The 1888-nt window shown below is 72.9% G+C and carries 1 protein-coding gene; it reads right to left on the bottom strand.

What is annotated here, in order from left to right:
- Nucleotides 1-121: 121 nt before the first annotated feature.
- Nucleotides 122-1429, bottom strand: coding sequence for an Nramp family divalent metal transporter (locus tag HCN56_RS25325; protein ID WP_209313184.1), 1308 nt, complete (start codon nucleotides 1427-1429; stop codon nucleotides 122-124).
- Between the last annotated feature and the right edge of the window lie 459 nt (nucleotides 1430-1888).

Here is a 1888-nt window from a genome sequence, read left to right as displayed (position 1 = left end):
CTCGAAGTCCAGGAGCACGACCTGGACGGGGGTCTCCGTGCCGTCGGGCGCGGTCTCCGAGCGGAGCATGACGTTGGCCATATGGAGGTCGCCGACGACGGTGCCCCGGGCGCGAGGCGTCTCAGTACAGGTTCATCGCGAGGTGGACCGAGGTGGCGACCACCAGCAGGACCCCGCACGCCCCGAGTGCGTTCTGCCACCAGCTGTTGCGCAACGTCCCCATCAGGGCGCTGTTGTTGGCCAGGTAGACCAGGACGACGCCGAGCAACGGCTTGATCAGGACCGTGAGGGCCTGCGCGATGATGATCAGCTGGACGGGGTTCGAACCGGCGATGACGGTGACCGTCGCGCCGAACGCCAGGATGCCGAGGATTCCCAGGCGCACCGGAAGCGCGGAGACGTCCTTGGCCCAGTCGAAGGTGTCGGCGAGCACCGTCGCGCCCGCCGTGGCATTGGCCAGCATCGAGGAGAACGCCGCCCCGAAGAACCCGAGGGCGAAGATGATCCGCCCGGCCTCGCCGGCGATCGGCTCGAGGACACCGGCGAGGTCGCCGAAGCTGGCGTCGGCGCCGCCTCCTTCGAGGACGGTCGCCGCGGTGATCAGCACGAGGATCGTCATCAGGCCGGGGGCGACGATGCCGGGGATGGTGTCCACGAGGGTGGTGCGGCGGTACGCCTCGCGCGTCAGCCCCCGCTCCCGGCCGGCGTACCCGGCGAAGAACGCCGCGTTCATGGAGAAGTTCGTACCGACCATCGCCACGATGAGCAGCCCCGCCCCGGCGGGCAGCGACGGGATGACCCCGCCGCCGGCGGCGCTCCACTCCGGTCCGCTGAGGAAGGCGGTGATGACGAACGAGAAGGCCATGGTGGCGACGATGACGAGCAGCGCCTTCTCGATGGCGCGGTACAGCCGTCGCGCCAGCAGTACGCAGGCGACGAGCGCGGTGCAGGCGAGCGACCACCAGATCACCGAGCCGCCGAACAGCAGGGACAGCCCGAGCCCGGAGCCCACCGCGTTACCGACCGAGAACATGAGGGTGATGATGAAGAGGCCGACGCCGGAGAGCTTGGCGACGAGCGCCCCGCAGTACTCCTTGGTGATCGAGATGAGGGTGTTCCCCGACACGATGCCGATGCGGATGCTCATGTCGGCGAAGGCGAGCATCAGCAGGTTGCAGGCGACGATGACCCAGATGAGGTCGTATCCGTAACCGCTGCCGGCCTGCACGGCGGCGGTCAGGGCGCCGGGGCCGAACTGCCAGGAGCCGACCACGAAGGCCGGGCCGATCATGGCGAGCAGCCGCAGCTTCCCGCCGAAGAGGCCGCGGCGGGGCGTTCCCTCGGGCGGCGCGTCGGCAGCGCCGGAGGGGTCGGGCGACGTGTTCTCGGGGGTGGTCGGGGTGTCTGGGTGGTACGTGCGCTCGGACACGGGATCGTTCCTCGCTCTCCACGGCCGGGTTCGGGTGACGGTACGGGACTGCGGTGTCCACTCACCGGGTCGGCGGCTCGGCCGTCGCACGGTTTCGGGGCGGGAAGGCGGTGGGGGCGCGGCGGGGCTGCGACGTCCCTGGTCGCATCGCCCCGCGGACGGGGCGCGGGCGTCCCGCCGACCGGAGGGCCGTGGGGATGCGGGGCGCGCGGCCCGTGGACGGGAAGGGTGACGTCCGACGGGCGGCGGGCCCGTGGGGCGTCCGGGTGGTGCCCCACGCGGGCATTGTGCCCGGTGAGCGCCGCTGCTCAGGAGGGTCGGAGGTCCCGGGCCGCACGGGGGCGGCGGGACACGGGGGCCGCTGCGGGCCGGTGGCCGGCGGTGCGCCCCGCGGGGCCGGCCGGCGGACCGGTCGGGGCCGGGTGCGGCGCCGGCGTCGGTGCCGGACGCCGCGGGCGG

It is taken from the genome of Streptomyces lonarensis (genome assembly GCF_012033735.1).
Taxonomy (GTDB): Bacteria; Actinomycetota; Actinomycetes; order Streptomycetales; family Streptomycetaceae; genus Streptomyces; species Streptomyces lonarensis.
The sequence above is the reverse complement of the archived record's forward strand: the minus strand, read 5'-3'. Positions and strand labels throughout refer to the sequence as shown.